The sequence below is a fragment of the Paraoerskovia marina DSM 21750 genome, assembly GCF_000701465.1.
Classification (GTDB): Bacteria; Actinomycetota; Actinomycetes; order Actinomycetales; family Cellulomonadaceae; genus Paraoerskovia; species Paraoerskovia marina.
This window is the reverse complement of record NZ_JNIY01000004.1, coordinates 325,581-345,363: the sequence shown is the minus strand read 5'-3', so window position 1 is coordinate 345,363 and position 19,783 is coordinate 325,581. Positions and strand designations below refer to the sequence as shown.

The window sequence follows — 19,783 nt, the reverse complement described above, 5'->3', positions numbered from 1 at the left end:
CGCGCCCCGCAGACCCCTACCGGTACACGACGTACGTCGGCTGTTCCTCGTCACCCAGCTCGGCCGCCGGGACGTCGGCACCCTGCAGCCAGCGGGTCGCGCCCCACATCGGCTCGACGCCCGTCTCGGCGCCCCACTCTTCAAGGTCCGGCTCCCGCCCGGCCGGTCCCGCGATCACGACGCCGACCTCGGTCGCGTTCGGCAGCTGCGCGGGGTCCACGACGGCGGACGGCGCGCTGTCCCGGATCACGAGGAGCTTCTGCGGCAGCGCCCCCGTACGCACGACGTCGCGCAGATGGTCGACGACGTCGCTCACCTCGCCGGTCGGGATCGTCCCGCTCAGCGCCGGGGAGGAGCTGTCCACGAATCTCCACTCGGTCTCGAGCGAGACCCCCACGTTGGGAAGTGCGAGTGCGTCGTCGTAGGCACGGAGCTGCTCGACGAACGTGGCGCTGCCCGGCTGGACCGCGAGCACCACGTACTGCCCGGCCTCCCGGGCCGCCTCGGCGAACTCGAGCACGGCCTGCGGGTCCTGCTCGTTGGCGTGGTTGCCGTCGGCCCCCGGGGCGGGCGAGGCCACGGTGACGAGCAGCTCGAGGGTCGGCACGACGTCGTCGGCGCCGGGGACCGTCGCCTCAGCCACCCGCTGCGCACGGTCGACCGACGCGTCGGTGTCCTGCTGTCCGAGCGCTCCGAGGCTCGGGCTGATCCGCGTGCCGTAGAGCCCGACGAACCGGCGCCCGTCGGTCAGCACCATGCCGCCTCCGGGCAGCTCGACTCCGGTCGACGCCGCACGCACCTGCTCGGCCAGGTCGTCCGAGTCGGCGAACGAGTCGCCCAGCGCCACCACCGAGAGCGCCTGCGCCTGGCGCAGCACGCCGATGGTCTCGTCCGAGGCGCGCGGGTCGCCCCCCGGGACGTCGAGCGGCACCGCGCCTGCAGCACGCGCGGTCGCGAGCGCCGCCCGGTGGTCGACGTCGTCCTCGGGGTCCGTCAGCACCAGCGACTCGTCCGCGAGCGTCGGCTCGCCGGTGTCGGGGACCTCGCTCAGCAGGCGCGCGACCTCGGCGACCCCGGTCGGGACCCCGGCCGCGTCGGTGGCCCGCACCGAGATCACCTCGAGCTCGCCCGCGGACCCGTCGACCACCTCGGCGGGGTCGACCGCACCGACCACGACGGCCGTGCGCGCGCCCAGACGTTCCAGCTCGGTCCGGACCGCGGACGAGCCGATCGCCCCGTCGAGCACGAGGACCGGCCCGGCGACCTCGGTCGCGACGGCGCCGACGAGCTCCAGCGCGTCGTCGTCCTCCGCCCCGACGAGGACGACGGTGGGCGCCGACTCGAAGAGCTGCTGGGAGGCCATGAGCGCGAGCTCGGCCGGGGCGTCGGAGCTGAGTGTCGCGGCGTCCGGGAGCGCGGCGGCGACAGCCGTCTCCTGCGCGGCAGCGGGCTCCGCGGTGGTCGTGGCGTCGGTGGACGCGCCGTCCTGCGTGCAGCCACCGAGCGTCAGCGCGACCGCGACGAGCGCACCGGCGGTCTGGACGAATGGGGCTTTCAGGGCAAGTCGGTGATCCACGATGCCCCAGTCTGCCACCTTTCGCGACGAGGGATCACCCTCGCCCGACGCCGCCGTCGATCCCGGCGACGACCCTGAGCGCCGGACGAACGACGAAGGGCCCGGCCGCGTGGCCGGGCCCTTCGTCGTACTTCGCCGGGTGGAGCTAGGGGGATTCGAACCCCCGACCTTCTCATTGCGAACGAGACGCGCTACCAACTGCGCCATAGCCCCAGAAGCAAAAACTAGGTTAGCACCTGATCGCGACCGGCCGTGAATCCGGCGTCACTGCCCCGCGGCACGGCGGCGAGCCAGGATCTCGTTGAGGTTCAGGCCGAGCGTGTCGGTCGGAGGATCGTCCTGCGTGGCGCCGGCGTCGGCCGTCGGTGTCGACTCCGGGGCAGGCGTCGACGCGGACTCGTCGGGCCGCTCCGCGACCGGGGGGCTGGACGGCGTCGGCAGCGGAGCGGGCTCCCGACGCGGCGCGGCCGCCTTCATCGTGTACGTCGGACGCGGCACCGGGACGGGCTCCCACGGAGCAGCAGGGACGGACTCGGCGTCCGACGAGGACGGCACGGACGGCGCATCGGTCGTCGTGGCGCCGGTCGCCGACGTCGACGGCACGTCCGCATCGCCCGGGGCGGGCGACGGCGGGGCCGTGGGGGCGCCGAGGCGGAAGGAGCCGTACGAGGGACGCTCGTCGCCTCGGGCAGGCTCCTCGTCGGCGGGCTGGGCCGCGCCGCCGCTCGTCTCGGGCGCAGACGCCGCACCGCGGCTCGCCCCCGCCCGCTCGCTCGAGGCAGTGCTCGCGCGCAGCATGTCCGGCGTCACGCGCGGGATCATCTGCGTGGCGACGCCTGACCCGTAGACGGCACGTCCGGTCACGCGGCCCGTGTTGCGAGGCTCGACCGGCCCTCCGGTCACTCCGCGGGCGGCACGCACCGCGGCACGCTCCCGACGTTCGGCGGCCCAGGCGGCGTCGGCGGCGCGGGCCGAGAGGACGGCCCTGCGCCCGAGTACCAGCACACCGGCGAGCAGCACCGTCGGGACGACCCCGGCGACGACGCTCCAGCCGGCGATCCCGACACCGACCCACGTGCCGATCGTGGCCAGGAGCAGGACGACGGTGATCGTCAGACGGCGGCGCGCGGCCGCGGCGCGGCGCTCCAGGAGCGCGATCCGCGAAGGCGACTGAGGCAGCGCCCGCGCACGGCGCGGGTGCGCGGCGGACGACGACGTCGCACCGTGCGGCCGGACGGTGCGTGCGGGTGTCGTGCGGTCCGCGCTCTCTGACATGAGGATGTTCCCGTGGCGAGTGGTGGTGGGCAGGTCTTCGCCGAGCGTACTGCCCGTGATCATCGCCCGGGGTGACCCGGACGCCAGTGCGGGGGCCACGACGGACGCCCCTGCCGGGTCGATCCGCGGAAGCCGCGCACCACCGCCGACCGCGAGCACGCGCAGCGAGCCGGAGAACCGGTCCGAGAGGCTGGCGTCGAGAGCGTCCTGACGCGTCGAGAGCCGCTGAGGCACGTAGTAGGCAAGCCACAGCACCACGATGGCGAGTGCGACGAGCCCTGACGTGATCACCTCACCGACGGTAGGCGAGGCCACGTCCGCTCATCGGGATGTGTCGCGGCGTGTCGGACGCGCTCGTCGCGGATTGCTCACACGTCGCGCGACCGCAGGCGTGCGAGGAGCCCGTCAGGTACCTCGTCGGCGGTGATCGCGAAGGTCCGGTGGTCACGCCAGTCGCCACGGATGTGCAGGTAGCGCTCGCGGAGTCCCTCGTCGCGGAGCCCGAGCTTCTCGACGACGCGCAGGCTCGGCCTGTTCTCGGGCCGGATGTTGACCTCCACGCGGTGCAGCCCGAGCACCGTGAACATGTAGTCGACCGACATCGCCACGGCCGTGGGGATCACACCGCGCCCGGCGACGTGCTCCCCGATCCAGTAGCCGAGCGCCGCTCCGCGCAACGACCCGTAGGTGATGCCCGAGACCGTGAGCTGCCCGACGAGCTCACCCTCGAGCTCGACGGCGAACGGCAGCGCGGTCCCGGCACGAGCCTGGGCGGTCAGGAGCCGGACGTACTCACCGAAGGTCGGGGCGGGGCCCGGTCCGGTCGGCGACGTCGCCTCCCACTCGTCGAGCCACGCGGCGTTGCGCTCGCGCAGCGCGCTCCACTCGATACCGTCGCGACGACGCAGGGGCCGGAGGACGACACCGCTCGGCTCGTCCGTGAGCGTCACCGGCCAGGGGCGCGAGAGTCCCCACCCACGCGCACCTGCGGTCATCGGTCCACCCTTCTCCCCGGCCCGCGTGTCGGACCGAGAAGGGTGTACCACGTCACACCGCGCCCGCACCACTCGGGGCCGGTCGGTCGCTCCCTGTGGAACCGTTCGCGGTGACCGTGCTCCGTTTGCGATGATGGAACGCATGAGCGGCCCGGCCCAGCCCTATCCCATCCTCCCCGGCAGCGACGTCGAGGAGTCGAAGATCGCGATGCGCCAGGCTGTCCGCGCCGCGCGCGAGATGCGCTCCGACCGGCTTCGGGGCGAGGCGGCGCAGGCGGTGGCGGAGGTCGTCGCCCAGATCCCCGAGGTCGCGGCCGCCCGGTGCGTCGCCAGCTACGCGGCCCGACCGGCCGAGGTCGGGACGGCTCCGTTGCTCGACCTGCTCGCCGCCCGCGGCACGCGGGTCCTGCTGCCCGTCCTCGGGGCCGGGCTCAGCCGGGAGTGGGCCGAGTACGCGGGCCAGGAGGATCTCGCCGTCCGGGCCCCTGGCAGGCCGCCGGAACCGAGCGGTCCGAGCATGCCCCCCGAGGTTCTCGCCGAGGCGGACGTCGTGCTGGCGCCCGCGCTGGCGGTGGACACCCGGGGGGTCCGGCTGGGCCAGGGCGGCGGCTGGTACGACCGCGCGCTGGAGTATGTGCGACCCGGCGTCAAGACGTTCGCGCTCGTCTACCCCGAGGAGATCTACGACGCCTCCGAGCACCCGCTGCCCGTCGAGGAGCACGACGTCGGCGTCAGCGGCGTCGCCACCCCGCTGGGGTGGCGAGAGCTCGGCTGACGCCTCGACGCGCTCCGCCTACGGGCGGAGGACGAGCGTGTCCTCCGCGCTCTCGTCCCGCGCCTCGGCACTGAACGGCCACGCGAACGTCTCACCGGTCGCCCATGCGTCGAGCTGGTCGTCGTAGTGCGACGACGCCGGGTGCCCCGACGTTCCCGTGACGGTCACCCACGTCGAGCGGTCGAGGTCGTCGAGGTCGACCACCATCCGCATCGACGGTCCCGTCGTGACGTCGAACGACCCCGCGGACGCGTCCCAGCCGATGGCGTTGACGATCGACGTGCCGCCCGGCAGCTCGACGGCGCCCGGGTTGAAGACGCCGGAGATCACGCCGGGGATGTCCTCGCCGCCGAGCACCGGGTGCTGGAGTCGGAGCTGGTGAACCTTGCCCCACTCCCAGTCGTCGGTCCTCTTGCTGAGCTCGGACGTCAGCTCCAGACGCGCGTTCTCGAGGGACTGGCTCAGCACCTCGTCGCGCGTCTCGACGACGCCGAGCGTGGTCCGGTTGTCCCAGAGGGGGTTGGTCGGGTCGTCGAGCAGACCGATCACGACCTGGAGCCACTGGCTCCCGCCCGACGGACGCATCGACGGTGGCACGTCGTCCCAGAAGGCGAGCTCCAGGACGTCGCTCCACACGGCGTTGAAGTACGCCGCCGCAGCAGAGTCCGTGCCGGTGTGGAAGTCCCAGTCGGCGAGCAGCTCCTGGCCGTCGTCGACGAAGTCGTCGTCGAGCTCCTGCTCCAGGAGCACCGGCACCAGGGTGGCCCCGAACGCGGACCAGTCGTCGAGCTGGATCTCGCTCATCGTCGCCGTGTCGATCTGCCGGCCGGCGTCGATCTCGTTCTGCAGCAAGGTGCGGATCCGCTCGGACCGGTAGCCGTAGGCCCAGTCGTTGGTCAGGAACGGCCCGACGCCTGCGGGCAGGACGGCCTGGTTCGCGGCCACGATGATGCCGTCCTCGGGGTCGAGGACGAACGGCATGTCGTCGGAGTCGACGTATCCCTGCCAGTCGTACGCGCTGTCCCAGCCGGGACGCGGCCAGGACCCGTCGCTCGGCACCGCACCGTCGACGTCGTTGCGCACCGGGATGCTCCCGGGCGCCTGGTAGCCGATGTGACCGTCCGTCGTCGCGAACACGATGTTCTGCGCGGGCACCTCGAAGAGCGCCGCAGCGTCCCGGATGTCGTCGGCGTCCTGGGCACGGTCGAACGCGAAGATCGCGTCGGCGGTGTTGCCCGGGGTCAGCGCGGTCCACTGCAGGGCGACCGAGTAGGAGCCGAGGCGCAGGTCGTCGTGCGGCGTGGAGGTCGCGGCGTCGAGCTCGGGCAGCGCGTCGGACATCAGCGGCCCGTGCACCGTGGACCGGACCTCGATCACGACGTCGTCCCCACCGTTGACGACGATCGTCTCCTTGCGGACGTCGATCGGCTCCCACTCGCCGTCGCGCAGGTAGGTGTCGGAGCGGACACGCTCGACGAAGAAGTCGGTGACGTCGGCGCCCATGTTGGTCAGCCCCCACGCAAGGTCTCCGTTGTGGCCGATGATCACGCCGGGGAACCCGGCGAACGAGAAGCCGGAGACGTCGAACGTGCAGTCCGGCGTCTGCTCGGCGCAGTGCAGGCCGATCTGCGACCAGATGCTGGGCGCGCCCAGCGCGAGGTGCGGGTCGTTGGCCAGCAGCGGCATCCCGCTCTCGGTGTGCTCGCCCGAGACGACCCAGGAGTTCGACCCGGACGCGTCGCCCCGGCCCACGAGGACAGGGACGGCGTCGAGGGCGGCCTCGGCGGAGGCGATGGCTGCGTCGAGCCCCTCGGTCCCGAGGTCGTCGCCGAGTCCCTCGGCCGAGACGGTCGCAGCCGGGGTCCCACTGATCTCGTCGGCCGTGAGGATCGGCTGGTTGGTCTCCTCGGGGTACGCCGGGAACAGCTCCTCGACGACGGAGACGTTGTTCTCGACGTTGTCACTGGTCCCGAGCGTGGTGTACGCGAGCGCCCGGCCGAGCTCGTCGTCGTAGTTGCCGCGCAGGTCCCACGCCATCGCCTTGAGCCAGGCGACCGAGTCGATCGGGTCCCAGCGCTCGGGGTCCTCGACCGTGACCGACTGACCGAGCACCGTGTACTCGACGGCGAGCTCGCCGGGATCGCGCTCGTCGAGGTAGGCGTTGACGCCGTCGGCGTAGGCCTGCAGGTAGGTCTTGGTGTCGTCGGCCAGGAGGTCCCACTCCTGCTCGGCGACCGCGCGCCAGCCGAAGGTCCGGGTCACGGTGTCGGCCTGGATCGCGGACGGCACGTTCCCGACGAGCTCGGCCATCCGGCCCGAGGTCACGTGGCGGCGGTAGTCCATCTCGAAGAACCGGTCCTGGGCGTGGACGTAGCCCTGAGCCCGGAAGAGGTCGAGGTCGGTCTGGGCGGTGATGTCCGGGACGCCCTGCGCGTCGCGCGTGACGGTGACCGACTCGCTCAGCCCCGGGAGGTTGACCTCACCGTTGACGTCCGGCAGCGGACGGCGCAGCGACACGACGGCGAAGACGGTCACCACCACGAGGGCGAGGACGAGGAGGATCGCGATCGCCGCGACGATGCGGCGCGTCACGGGTGACGTGCGGCGAATCGGGGCGGGAGGCTCCGAGGCGTCGACGTCGACGGCTGGCTCAGGGGACGGAACGCTGTCAGACACGTGGCTGAGACTACCTTGGCGACGACGCCCTATGATGAGCACTCGGGATTCCGGAGTGCCAGATTTCAGGAGAGTTCGTGCCTACCTACGCCTATCGCTGCAGCGAGTGCGACCACGCGTTCGACGTCCATCAGTCTTTTGCCGAGGACTCGCTCACGGTCTGCCCCGAGTGCTCGGGCGTGTTGCGCAAGGTCTTCTCCCCCGTGGGTGTGACCTTCAAGGGTTCCGGGTTCTACCGCACCGACTCCCGCAAGTCCTCCGGGTCTAACTCGGGCTCGTCGAGCAGCGTGCCGGCGAGCTCCACCTCGGGTTCCTCGTCGTCCGGGTCGTCGTCCTCGGGCGGCTCGTCGTCGGGTTCGTCGTCGAGCTCCGGTGGCTCGACCTCGGGGAACTCGTCGATCGGTTCGTCGAGCAGCTCGAGCGCCGGGTCGTCCGCGGCCTCCGCCTAGCGACCGACGTCGTTTTCGGGCAGGTCCGGCGCGGATCCGGGGCGCCCGCTCCGTCCACAGAAGTCCTCCGCGTCGCCCGCGTCCACACCGAGCCCTGCGTCCGCCGAGAGAACCACGGCCCCGACCTAGCGTGCTCGGGTGCACTCTCTTCGACTGACGCTCTGGCGCCTCCGGTTCGTCGTGGCGGCGATCTGTGCGGGGCTCGGCGTGCTCGTCCTGGCCCACGCGCTCCGGCCACCGCCCGTTCCGACGACGGAGGTCGTCGTCGCGATGCGTGACCTCGCCCCCGGCGGCGTGCTGACCGCGGACGACGTCGAGCTCGCCACGAGGCAGGCCTCGACGGTCCCCCCGACCGCACTCCGCGGCGCGGACGGGCTGGACGAGGCGGTCGGCCGTGAGACCGCCGTTCTGCTGACCCCCGGCCAGGTGCTTACCGAGGCGCTGGTCGGTGCCGGACGCCCCGCGGACCTGGCACCCGACGACACTGTCGTCGTCCCCGTCCGGCTGCCCGACACGGCCGAGATGCTCCACGCAGGTGACCGGGTCGACCTCCTCGCGCCACCCGAGCCGGACGTCCTCGGCGCGGGCACCGACGACCCGGAAGACACCGAGGTCCTCGCTCGCGGAGCCCTCGTCCTCCCGCGGACCACGGACGTGGGCGCGTCCGGGAGCGGACTCCTGAGCTCGACCCCCGAGACCACGACGACGCTGCTGGTCGCGGTCTCTCCCTCCGAGGCCCCGGCACTCGCGACCGCGTCGCGGCTCGCGGCCGTCTTTGTCCCCTGAGCCGGGGATCGCGCAGCGCGTGCACCATCCCCGCGTTCGGGAGACGATCGGCCGAGCATCAGCTCACCGAAGGGAATCGGACCGTGATCAACGGATTCAAGGAATTCATCCTCCGCGGCAACGCGGTCGACCTCGCCGTCGGCGTCGTCATCGGCGCTGCGTTCGGGGCCGTCGTGACCGCGATCGTCGACTATCTCGTCAACCCGCTGATCGCCGCGATCTTCGGCAAGCCCGACCTCTCCGACCTGTGGGACATCACCCTGCGCGAGGGTGCCACCATCCAGGTCGGGATGATCCTGAACGCGTTCCTGCAGTTCTTCCTGGTCGCGCTCGCCGTCTACTTCGTCATCGTGGCGCCGATGAACGCCCTCGCCGCCCGACGGGCCGCGCTCAAGGACCCGGTGCCCGAGGAGATCTCGGACGAGGTGTCGACGCTGCGGGAGATCCGCGACATCCTCTCCGACGCGCGAGGCACGGAGCCCCGACACCGCGAGGACCCCGCGGCGACCGACTAGCCCCAGTGCGGCGGGACGTCCCGGCGCAGGCGTACGTCGTTGGCGTCGTCCGGTCGTTCACTCGGCTCGGGCACGTCGTCCGACGTGGACCCGCCCCCGCCGGACGTCTCCGTCCCGGGCCGGACCACGCGGCGGCGCCTCCTCCTCGGGGGTGTGCCGCCGTCGGACGCGCCCGTCGCACCGTCGGACGAATCAGTCATTCGACGGGACCTCGAAGTCCAAGGTCTCCTCGACGATCGTGTCGTCCACGACCACGGGCACCGGCGCGCTCGTCGGCGCCGCCGTCACAGCAGGTGCGGGCACGCGCGCGTCCCGCGCCCGCTCCACGACGCGACGGATGCGCTCGGCCTCCTTGCCCGGGTCGAGGAAGGCCGCGGCCGACCAGACCTGGACGACGGACCATCCGAGGGACTCGAGCCGCTCCCCCACGAGGCGGTCGCGCGCACGGACGCTCGACTCCGCGACGTAGGCGGCGTCGTCGGTCAGGACGGCGACCAGCAGCTCGCCGGGCAGGTCCGGGTGCCCGACGACCAGCGGGATGCTGCGCCCGCCGTCGATGCCGTAGTCGGTCTCGACGATCAGCCCCTCGCGCCACAGCCGGTCGGCGAGGTCGACGACGAGACGGTCGGGGCCGCTCGACGGTCCGCCCGTCCCGAGGGTCACCTGGTCCTGCGCGCCGTTGCGGCGCTCCATGAGCACGAGGACCTCCCGCAGCAGACGCGGCCCGGCGCTGCGCAGGCGCTCGGGCTCGAGGTCTGACGACTCGAGACAGGTCACCAGGTGCAGGTGCGAGCGGGCCGCGACCAGCGACCCGAGGAGCATCGCGTCACCACCGGGCTCCGCGATCTGCCCGAAGCGGTGCAGGACGCGACCGTGCGGCGTTCGGCCGAGGCCGAGGCTCAGCACGATCCGGTCCCGCTCAAGTGAGGCGACGTCCGGGAGCCCTGCCACGACGACCGGCCCGGGCCGTGAGCCGGCGAAGAACGGCGCGAGAGCCGGGTTCGCACGTACTTCGGAGAGCAACGACTCCCGGATGCGGTCGGCGTGCAGCGCCGTCCCCGCGATGATGCCGAACGTCTCGTCCGGCCGCGTCAGGGCGTGGTCGATCGCGATCTCGACGACCCGCTCGACCTCGGCCTGCGTGGTCTCGACGATGCCGGACCGCTGGTCCGGCATTCCGCGACCGTCCACGAGATCGCGGACGAGCAGCGTGTCGGGGCGAGGCAGCGGGGCGACCTGGAGCACGCCGTCGTATCCGTGGTCGGTCAGGAACTGCGTCAGCCCGGGGTCGCGCCGCGACGGACGCGGCTCGAGCCGCACCACGGGCAGGACGTCGCTGAGCTCGGCGACCGCGCTGCCGGAGGCGGTGCGCGGGTCCCCCACGACGACGATCTGGCGGCCGCGCGCCAGGGCGGAGACGACGAGCTCGACCGGCGTGTGCTGGACCGAGTCGAGGATGACCACGTCGACGGTCCGGCTCGCCGGGGCGATGTGCGGCACGAGCGTCGGGGTCGCGACGATGCACGGCCGCAGCCGACGCATCACGTGCGGGTAGGTCTCCGTGGAGATCCGGACGCTGGTGAGCCGGCCCTCGATCAGCTCGGTGAACAGGGCCTCGGCCTCGTCGCGGTACTCCCGCATCGCCTCGCCCAGGTACTCGCGGGCCGCCGCGCGGACGGGCCCCGAGAGCGACTCGACGTGCCGGCGGTCGAGCGTGCGGAACCTCTCGGCGAGCGCGTCGAGCCCTGTCGAGTCCTGACCCGCGAGCGCCGGGTCCTGGTCGAGGATCTGCTCGAACACAGAGCTCCACCACGCGAGCTCGAGCTCGTTGCCGACGACGTCGGTCGAGACCTCGCGCGCGGCCAGGTCGGCCAGCAGGTCACCCAGGCCCGAGTCGCCGACGCCGCGCAGGATCGCGGTGCGCTGCGGCAGGTGGTCGAGCGCGGCACGGTCGGCGAGCAGTGCGTTCAGGCGGGTGGCGAGCTCGTCCAGCCGCATGCCGGTCAGGTCGGACCCACCACGCGTGCCGGCCAGCACCGGTGCCAGCTCGTCGAGGTCGATCCGGACGGCCTCGGCGGTGTCCTCGATCGAGGCGAGTCCCGCGGGCAGGACGGGCCAGCCGCCGCGGGGGCAGTGCTGCTGCCAGACGGCACGCTGGGCCGCGACCTGGGTCAGGGCAGTGTGCATGTCGGGCACCCGGACGCCTGGTCGCACCATGTCGCGGGCCTGCTTGCGCAGCCGGCGGCGGTGCGTCCAGCTCATCTCGATCCCGGCGTCGGCGCGCTGCCTGCGCGATGCGGTGGCGTGCACCATGTCGGCGGCGGCCCGCTCGAAGATCTCGGGCAGGAAGATGTCGAGGGTCCCTCGCATGCCGCCGAGCATCGTGAGCTGGGCGGACCAGTCGTCGAGCGTGACGGCGGGCTCGAGCCCCGTCGAGGCGGCCACCTGGGCCACCTGGGCGCGCAGCTGCGGCACGGTCTGGTTCACGAGCCGCTCGAGGCGTTGGACCGCCGAGCGTGCGGCCTCGTCGGTGGTGAGCTCGGCACCGGCCCAGGGCGTGTCCCGGGCCTCGGCCGTGAACGCCCCGAGGGACGCGGCGCGCTCGAGCTGACGGGTGATCTCTTCGCGGCGCTCCCGTCCGACGGCGAGGGTCACCGCAGGCTTGAGGCGCACCTGCGTGGACGGTGCAGGGCGTGCCGACGTGACGGCCGCGAGACCCTGGAGCGCGTCGTAGGCCGAGACCTGCCACGGTTCGCGGACGACGTGCAGCGCCTCGATGTACTGCGCGAGCCTGCTGCGCGCGCCGAGCAGTGCGTCCTGGGCCTGCTCCGTCTCCTCCGTGACGGGAGGCTCCGCCTCGGTCGCCATCGCGGAGAGCAGGCGCTGCGAGACGACGGCGCGCCAGTCCGGCGACGCGGGGACGTCGAGCACGAGGTTGTCGAGGCCGAGCTCGGCGAGCCGGGCGTCGAGCAGGTCGGCGGACCTGCGGTGCCCGGGCACGTAGAGCACGCTGCGCCCGGAGGCCGCGGCCTCGGCGACGATCGCGGCCACGGTCCCCGCGACGTCGGAGCCCGCCGGGGCGTCGACGAAGAGGTGTGATCCCGTGCCGAGGGTGTCGAGGACGTGACGCTGGCTCGGGTCGAGGTCACCGGCACCGCGCTCCTGCGCGGGAGTGACGTCCCCGTCCCGTCGGGGCGGGACCGACGCGAGCGTCGTGCGGGTGGCCTCGGCCGAGCCCGCGATGGCTCCGACCACCTCGTGCCGCTCGAGACCGGAGACGAGCTCGTCGAGGTCGTCGACGAGCATCTGTCCCGGGTGCACGAACGCACCGACGAGGACGCGGGGGGTGAGCTCGAAGTCGCCGAGCACGGCCTCGCCGAGCGCTGCCAGGCGTTCGAGGGCGTCGTCGGGCTCGAACCCGGAGGGGGTGAAGGTGCTGCGGGCGAGGGCACCCGGGTCGAGGAGCGCCCCGTGCGACCGCAGGGTGCGGGCGAGCAGCGGGTTGATCTCGGCGGTCGGTTCGAGGACGAGCTCGAAGTCCCGCTCGTCGGCTCCGAGCGGGCGCACCGTGATGGGCCGCAGCAGCACGGGGGCCCGCACGACGTTTGCCTCCGGCCCGGGCCCGTCCTCGTCGAGCTCCTCGCCCGCGGAGTCCGCCGGACCGGACGGCACGGCGACCTCTGCCGCACCGGACGGGACCCTCGAATCGTCCGTGGCGACGTCGGACGCGGTCTCCGGCGCGGAGCCGTCGACGCCGTCCGTCGTGGGTGCGCCGTCGTCGGGCTGCGCCGGGGAGGCCTCCCCCGTCCGGTGCGTGACCTGCGCCAGCGCGATGACGTCGTCCGTCTGCGAGGTCGGGTCCTGCGCCTCCCAGGTGGCCACTCCCATCGCGAGATAGGTGGCCGGGACCCCGTAGCGCTGCCCGTACTCGCCGGAGCGTGCGACGACGGCGCGTGCTCGACGTCGTGCGACCGGGAGCAGCCCCCCGGCCTCGCGGAAGATGTTCGACAGTCGTGTGGGGCGTCCGGCAAAGAGCTGGGCGACGCCCGAGGGGTGCGCACCCGTCAGATCCATGACGGCGTCGCCGAGGACCTCGACGTCGGCGAGCGACGATCCGCCCGCGTGCTCCACGAGGGACGAGCGCCAGGTCGCGACGACGGAGCGCACGAGCTCGGCGTCCGTGGGGTCGTCGACGATCTGCGGGCGCGAATCCTCGCCGCTCGGCCCGTCACGCCCGTCGGCGCGGGAGAGCTCGGCCAGTGTTCTGGGTCCGGAGGACGACCACGCTGCATTCACCCACAGAACGCTAACGGGCGGGGGTGCCCGGCGGGACACGGCACGCCGTACGGGGTGGGGTCCAGGCCTACGTCACCGACGTGCGATGGAAAAGCGTCCGGACATGAAAAGACGGTACGAACCGCGCAGGGGGCAGGCGGTCCGTACCGTCGAGATAAATAGTGCACTGTCGAGGACCCCTGCGTCAAACTCGACCACTATCCGGCGAGATTCCGTTGAGATGTCGCGGCCCAGCGGGTGCACAAGCAACACGGACAGCCGTCCAACTCAGGAATGCCCAAACGCCGGAGCGCGGATCCTCCAGGAGAAATTCACCCGCTCTGCCGAAACACTCCGCGTCCGGGCGCGCGCACGCCGGCGCCCCGGACCCTCGCGCGGAGGGTCCGGGGCGCCGGCGCGTGCCAGGCTGCGCCCGGTCAGTCCGTCGCCGAGGTGCTGAGCACGGCGTACAGCGCGGTGTGGACGCGGTCACGCAGGCCCTCGCCCACCCCGACCGGGTCCTCGTCGTAGGCCTCCTCGGTCGCGTCGATCGTGGTGTGCGCGAACGGTGCCAGCATCAGGTCGTTGCCGTACCGGACCGCGAGCGCCGGGTCCATCCAGCCACCGAGGACGGCGTCGGTCGATACCACCCCGTCGAAGCCCCACTCGCCGCGGAGCACCTCCTGGAGCAGCTGCTCGTTGCCACCGGCCCAGCTGCCGCCGATGTTGATGAAGGAGCTCATCGCACCCGTGGGGTCGCTGTCCTTCACCGCGATCTCGAAGGGCTGGAGGTAGACCTCGCGGAACGCCTGCTCGTCGACGAACACGTTCAGGCCGGTGCGCGCGTTGACCTCCTGGTCGTTGAGCGCGAAGTGCTTGATGAACGTCAGCACGCCCTGGTCCTGCGCGCCGTTGACCATCCCGGCCGCCATCTGCCCGGAGATCACGGGGTCCTCCGAGTAGTACTCGAAGTCGCGACCGCCGAACGCGGAGCGGTGCAGGTTCATCCCCGGGGCGTACCAGCCCTGGACGTCGTAGGCGTTGGCCTCGGTGCCGACCGACTCACCGACCGCGTAAGCGAGGTCGTCGTTCCACGTCGAGGCGATGACGATCTCGGTCGGGTACGACGCCGCCTCGATCGAGCTGAACAGGGAGTTCAGGCCGGCGGGGCTGTCGAGGAGCACGGCCGACGTCACGCCGAGGCGCTCGACCTCGGCCGTCAGGTACGCACCCTGGGAGAAGATCTGGATCTGCTCGTCGAGCGTGAGCTGGTCGAGGAACAGGTCCCAGGCCGGATCGTCGTAGTCGAGACCCTCGAGGTCGGCGAACATGAGGCCGTTGTCGGCGCCCGTCGTCGGAGCCTCGCCCTCGGCGGGCTCGATCGTCGGGTCCATCCGCTCGAGGACCTCGTCCGAGGCGGTGAAGTCCATGTCGTCGGCGTCGGGGTACGTGCCCTCCCAGTCGTCGCGCGACAGGTAGGTCAGGTCGCCCTCGGCGTACTCGAAGCGGTTCTCGAGGCTCTCCCCGGTGTCGGCGTCGGTGTCGTAGCGGACGTCCTCGCCGACCTCGGTGGTGAACTCGGCGACGGCGTCGTGCACGTCGTTCGAGACGCTGATGACGTAGTCACCGGCCTCGAGCAGGTAGCCGCCGCCGTTCTCGGAGTCCCACGAGGCCATGTCCCGCGTGTCGAACGTGACGGTGACCGTCTCGGAGTCGCCCGGCTCGAGCATCGAGGTCTTGGCGTAGCCCGCGAGCTCGATCGCCGACTTCTCGATCCCGCCCGGCGTGTAGGGGGCGGAGAAGTAGACCTGCACGACGTCCTTGCCCGCGACGTCGCCGTCGTTGGTCACGTCGACGTCGACGCTGATCTCCTCGTCGGTGACGACCGGGTCGGCCGCGTCCCACGTGAAGTCGGTGTAGCTCAGCCCGTGGCCGAAGGGGTACTGGACGGCCGCGTCGTAGCCCGCCTCGTCGTCGACGTACCGGGTCTCGTAGTAGCGGTACCCGACGTAGATGCCCTCGTTGTAGTTGAGGAACCCGCGGTCGGCGTTGTCGTACGTGAAGTCCCCGAACGTCTCGGTCGACGGCGCGGAGGTCACGTCGTAGGCGTAGGTGTCGGTCAGGTGCCCGGACGGGTTGACGTCGCCGTTGAGCACCTTGGCGAGCGAGACCGCACCCTGCGGCCCGGGGGTCCCGATCCAGAGAGCGGACTTGATCTGCGGGTACTCGTCGAGGAAGCCGAGCTCCATCTGGTTGCCCGAGTTCACGACGACGACCACGTCGTCGAAGTGCTCCGTCACCACGTCCAGGAGCGCGATCTGGTTGTCCACCAGCCGCAGCTGCTCGGCGGTCATGTCCGAGCCCTCCACGCCGTCGTTGCCGACCACGATCATCGCGGTGTCCGAGAACTCCTGGGCCTGTGCCAGGACGTCGTCGGTGAGGTAGTCGGGCTCGGGCTCGGCCGACTCGTCGCCACCGACGAGGCTCCCGACGATCTGCACGAACCCGTTCGACGAGCCCGTGGCGGACTCGGCGCCGGCGTCCTCCATCGTCGCGTGGAGCTCGGTGTTGTACTCGACACCGACCTGGTCCATCGCCTCGTAGAGGGTGGGCGCCGTCGACAGGTTGCTGCCGCCGCTGCCGCCGCCGCCGAGACGCAGGTTGAACGACTCGAAGCTGAAGACGTTGATGCGGGGCTCGGCCAGCGGGAGCACCGCGTCCTCGTTCTTGAGCAGGACGATGCCCTCGTCGGCGACGTTCTCGGAGACGACGGCCGCGTTCTCGCGGGCGGCGACACCCTCGGCCGTCTCGGTGTCGAACTCCATCGAGGTCAGTCGTGTCAGGTCGCTGACCCACGGCGCCGCGAGCGCACCGATCGCGACGACGGCCACACCCGTCACGCCCCACCCGACCGCGCGGCGCGGGCGGTGGCTCACCTTGCGGTGCACGCGCTCGCGGCGCTTGTCCTCGCGCCGCTCGCTGCGCGTCATGGTGCTGCGGCGCTCCTTGCGTTCGGCCTTGGCCGCCGTCTCGGCGTCCTTCGCCTTCTGCTTGTCCTCCGCCTTCGCGACCTTGCGGTCCTCGGGCGTCATCGCCTCGAGCTCGGCCTTGCGCTCACGCCGCGCGGCGCGCTCGGCGTCGACGCGGGCGACCGCCTCGCTCTTGATCTCTCGTCGTGTTGCCATGTCGCGATCAGCCCTCCTGCGGTGCTGTCGTTGTCTCCGTTGATCGTGCACGTGCGGCCCGTCGACGGGCCCTCCATGCGGTGGCAAGGAGCCGGAGCCCGTGCCAGAAGCGCCCGTTGACCATGACCAGCAGGCCGTCGAGCATCGCGTCGTCCACCTTTCCGGCGCTCATCCGAGAGACGGAGCGGAACGGCAGGTCGAGTGCGAAGTGTGTGTTGTTGGCGGCGTGGGGCCGCCCGATCGCCATGAGGAGCTTCCCCGCGACGACGATCGTCCCGTGCAGCAGACCCGCGAACCCGCCGCGTCCCTCGGCCTGCGCGACGATGTCCTGACGCCCCAGCGGACGTCCGGCCGGCCAGCGCGGAGACGGGACGGCGCGTCCGAGCAGCCGCTCGAACTCCGCGGTGCCCACGGACTCGACGTGCCCGTCGACGTAGTGGTCGAGGCCCTCGGGCGCGTCGAGCGAGGATCCGCGGACTACCAGCGGCGCGCTCGCGCGCACGTCCCGCGACGACGACGCCGCGAGCACCGTGTAGTCGCCCCCGACCGTCCGCCACGCGGAGGTCTCGGGGTCGAAGACGTCGAACGCGTGCTCGGCGAAGGGGATCTCGAGGCGCACGCTCTCGCCCGGGGCGAGCTCCGCCGTCGTGAAGCCCGCAAGCTCGCGCGGCGCGCGGAACCGGCCGTCCGCCGCCCCCGGCGCCTCGACGTAGACCTGCACGACCTCTGTGCCCGCGGCGTCTCCGGCGTTGGTCACCGTCAGACGTGCGTGCGAGGCGTCGACCTCGAGGTCGGAGTAGACGAAGGAGGTGTAGCTCAGCCCGTGCCCGAAGGGGTACCGGACCGGCATGCCGACCTTGTCGTAGTAGCGGTACCCGACGTAGATGCTCTCGCGGTGCTCGGCAGTCGCCTCGGTCTGCCCGAAGTCGGCGGACGACGGGACGTCGGTGTACGTCAGCGGGTACGTCTCGGCGAGCTTGCCCGCGGGGTTCGCCCGGCCCGTCAGCAGGTCGGCGACCGCCTGACCACCGCCCTGGCCCGCCAGGTAGGTGTGCAGGATCGCGTCCACGTGGGGCGCGAACGGCATCTCGACCGGCGCTCCCCCGGCGAGCACGACGACGACGCGCCGGCCCAGGTCGACGATCTTGCGGGCGAGCAGCATCTGGTTGTGCGCGAGGCGCATGTGCGCGCGGTCGACGCCCTCGGCCTCGGCCGACTCGTCGAGCCCGAGGAAGAGCACGACGGTGTCGGCGTCCGCGGCCAGGCGCAGTGCACGGCGCAGACGGACCGGCGACGGCGCGTCCCGCCGGGTGAACCCCGGCTCGTAGCCGACGACGTCAAGGTCGGAGCGTCGGAGCGCGTCGAGCGCGGTGTCGACGCGGGTCGGGTTGACGAGCGAGCTGCCGGCGCCCTGATATCGCGGGACGGCGGCGAACTCGCCGATCACGGCGACCCGCCCGGCGTCCTGCCCGAGGGGCAGTGCCTCCCGCTCGTTGCGCAGCAGGACGGCGGAGCGCCGCGCTGCCTCGACCGCGAGCGCGTGGTGACCCTCATGGTTGCCCCCGGCTGCGTCGTCGTGCGCCGCTCGCACCGCCGCGGTCCGCTCGACGAGCGTCAGCACCTCGGCGACGCGACGGTCCAGCACGGCCTCGGCCAGGGTGCCTGCCTCGACGGCTCGGACGATCTCGGCGTCGGTGACGCCGTCGGTGGACGGCATCTCGAGCGCGTTGCCCGCCACCAGTCCGGCTACGCGGTCGTTGTTGCCGCCCCAGTCCGTGACGACGAGCCCGTCGAAGCCCCAGCGGTCACGGAGCACGTCGTGCAGCAGCGCGCGGTTTTCGTTGGCGTACGTGCCGTTGACCCGGTTGTACGAGCTCATCACGGTCCACGGCTCGGCGTCCGTGACGGCGATACGGAAGCCCTCGAGGTAGATCTCGTGCAGGGCTCGCTCGTCGACCACCTCGTCGATGCTCATGCGGTGGGTCTCCTGGGAGTTGACCGCGAAGTGCTTGACGCTGGCGCCGACGCCCCGCGACTGGATCCCCGCGACCATGGCCGCCGCGAGGCGACCGGTGAGGAGCGGGTCCTCGGAGAAGTACTCGAAGTTGCGGCCGCCCAGCGGGTTGCGCTTGATGTTCATCCCCGGCCCGAGCAGCACGCTGACCCGCTCCGCGGCGGCCTCGGTGCCGAGTGCTCGGCCGACCCGGTCGAGGAGGGTGACGTCCCAGCTGCCGGCGAGCGTGGCCGCCGTCGGGAAGCACGTGGCCGGAATGCTGGCGTTGAGGCCGAGATGGTCGGCGGCTCCGCCCTGCTTGCGCAGCCCGTGCGGTCCGTCCGTGAGCATGATCGACGGAACCCCGAGGCGGTCGAGCGACTTCGTGTTCCAGAAGTTCGCGCCCGACATCAGGGAGGCCTTCTCGGCGAGCGTCATCTCGGCGACGATTCGCTCGTGATTGTCTGCGGTCTGCATCGATCGCTACCCTTGATCAAGTTCCACCGGGTGGTGGAAGTTAATGCCAGCGTAACAAACATCCACCATGTGGTGGAACTTGGTGGGCACGGTTCCACCCAGAGAGGGGATTGTCCGTGGGGGACAACGAGGGAACCGACGCACGCACCGAGGGCTACGCCACCGGTCGCGCGACCAAGCAGTCGATCGTCGAGCGCGCCGCGGAGGCGTTCGGGGAACGCGGCTTCTACGGCACGTCGCTGCGCAGCATCGCGCGCGAGGCCGGCGTCGACCACTCGACGCTGCTCCATCACTTCGGGAACAAGACGGCCCTGCTGCTCGCCGTCATCGAGTGGCACGACACGCGCAGCCTGCCGGCCTTCGACACAGCGGACATCACGCCGGAGTTCATCACGGACGCGATCGTCAGCACCGCCGAGCGCAACCGCAGCGTCCCGGGGCTGACCCAGCTGCTCTCGATCCTCACGGCCGAGGCCGCGTCACCCGAGCACCCCGCGCGCGAGCCGCTCCAGCACCGCCACGAGCTGCTGACCGTGCTCATCGCCTGGACTATCGGCCGCCAGCGCACGGCGCTCGACATCACCGACGACCTGATGACACCCGAAGAGCGCGCCGCGTTCATCGTCGCGACCTGGGACGGCCTGCACCTCTACGACGGCCTGCACCCCGGCGTGCTCGACGTCCCGGGGCTGCTGCGGGGCATGCTGACCGAGGCGTTCGGTCTCGACCGCGGAGCGCCGGGCGGATCCTGAGAGCCGACGGATCGGGCGAACTCGTCCGGCCGTTCCGGGTACGGATCTACCGGG

13 protein-coding genes and 1 tRNA gene are annotated in these 19,783 nt (G+C 72.0%); 5 read left to right on the top strand and 9 right to left on the bottom strand.

The window, feature by feature from the left end:
• Positions 1-16: 16 nt before the first annotated feature.
• From Q343_RS0107700 to Q343_RS0107685, 4 genes are all read right to left on the bottom strand, one after another.
• Positions 17-1,576, bottom strand: a complete 1,560-nt coding sequence (locus tag Q343_RS0107700; RefSeq protein WP_155990678.1) for a hypothetical protein — start codon at positions 1,574-1,576, stop codon at positions 17-19.
• Between the two features lie 140 nt (positions 1,577-1,716).
• Positions 1,717-1,789, bottom strand: a tRNA-Ala gene (locus Q343_RS0107695).
• Between the two features lie 51 nt (positions 1,790-1,840).
• On the bottom strand, positions 1,841-3,166 hold the full coding sequence (locus tag Q343_RS13955; protein WP_043109770.1) for a hypothetical protein: 1,326 nt from the start codon (positions 3,164-3,166) through the stop codon (positions 1,841-1,843).
• Positions 3,167-3,219: 53 nt separating this feature from the next.
• Positions 3,220-3,846 (bottom strand): GNAT family N-acetyltransferase, encoded by a 627-nt coding sequence (locus Q343_RS0107685; RefSeq protein WP_029253002.1) that lies wholly within the window; start codon positions 3,844-3,846, stop codon positions 3,220-3,222.
• 142 nt (positions 3,847-3,988) lie between these two features.
• On the opposite strand from Q343_RS0107685, the gene Q343_RS0107680 reads away from it, so the two are divergent.
• Positions 3,989-4,621, top strand: coding sequence for a 5-formyltetrahydrofolate cyclo-ligase (locus Q343_RS0107680; RefSeq protein ID WP_029253001.1), 633 nt, complete (start codon positions 3,989-3,991; stop codon positions 4,619-4,621).
• 18 nt (positions 4,622-4,639) lie between these two features.
• Here the strand turns inward: Q343_RS0107680 and Q343_RS0107675 are convergent, their stop codons facing one another.
• Positions 4,640-7,297, bottom strand: a complete 2,658-nt coding sequence (locus tag Q343_RS0107675; RefSeq protein WP_428829342.1) for a penicillin acylase family protein — start codon at positions 7,295-7,297, stop codon at positions 4,640-4,642.
• Between the two features lie 77 nt (positions 7,298-7,374).
• Here Q343_RS0107675 and Q343_RS0107670 point away from each other — a divergent pair, with 77 nt between their 5' ends.
• From Q343_RS0107670 to mscL, 3 genes are all read left to right on the top strand, one after another.
• Complete coding sequence (locus Q343_RS0107670; RefSeq protein ID WP_029252999.1) at positions 7,375-7,746, top strand: FmdB family zinc ribbon protein; 372 nt, start codon at positions 7,375-7,377, stop codon at positions 7,744-7,746.
• A 138-nt stretch (positions 7,747-7,884) separates the two neighbouring features.
• Positions 7,885-8,532, top strand: coding sequence for an SAF domain-containing protein (locus Q343_RS0107660; RefSeq protein ID WP_052366997.1), 648 nt, complete (start codon positions 7,885-7,887; stop codon positions 8,530-8,532).
• 83 nt (positions 8,533-8,615) lie between these two features.
• Positions 8,616-9,047: a large conductance mechanosensitive channel protein MscL gene (mscL, locus tag Q343_RS0107655; protein WP_029252997.1), complete on the top strand. Its 432-nt coding sequence runs from the start codon at positions 8,616-8,618 to the stop codon at positions 9,045-9,047.
• On the opposite strand, the gene Q343_RS15160 is transcribed toward mscL, so the two are convergent.
• The 4 genes from Q343_RS15160 to Q343_RS0107635 form a co-directional block, all read right to left on the bottom strand.
• Positions 9,044-9,247: a hypothetical protein gene (locus tag Q343_RS15160; RefSeq protein WP_155990677.1), complete on the bottom strand. Its 204-nt coding sequence runs from the start codon at positions 9,245-9,247 to the stop codon at positions 9,044-9,046. The genes mscL and Q343_RS15160 overlap by 4 nt on opposite strands.
• Positions 9,240-13,343, bottom strand: a complete 4,104-nt coding sequence (locus Q343_RS0107645; protein ID WP_052366996.1) for a hypothetical protein — start codon at positions 13,341-13,343, stop codon at positions 9,240-9,242. The genes Q343_RS15160 and Q343_RS0107645 overlap by 8 nt, the downstream gene beginning before the upstream one ends.
• A gap of 416 nt (positions 13,344-13,759) precedes the next feature.
• Positions 13,760-16,507 (bottom strand): glycoside hydrolase family 3 N-terminal domain-containing protein, encoded by a 2,748-nt coding sequence (locus Q343_RS0107640; protein WP_052366995.1) that lies wholly within the window; start codon positions 16,505-16,507, stop codon positions 13,760-13,762.
• Between the two features lie 7 nt (positions 16,508-16,514).
• Positions 16,515-18,977, bottom strand: a complete 2,463-nt coding sequence (locus tag Q343_RS0107635; protein ID WP_052366994.1) for a glycoside hydrolase family 3 C-terminal domain-containing protein — start codon at positions 18,975-18,977, stop codon at positions 16,515-16,517.
• Between the two features lie 116 nt (positions 18,978-19,093).
• Here Q343_RS0107635 and Q343_RS14515 point away from each other — a divergent pair, with 116 nt between their 5' ends.
• Positions 19,094-19,729 (top strand): TetR/AcrR family transcriptional regulator, encoded by a 636-nt coding sequence (locus tag Q343_RS14515; RefSeq protein WP_052366993.1) that lies wholly within the window; start codon positions 19,094-19,096, stop codon positions 19,727-19,729.
• The last annotated feature ends 54 nt before the right edge of the window (positions 19,730-19,783 follow it).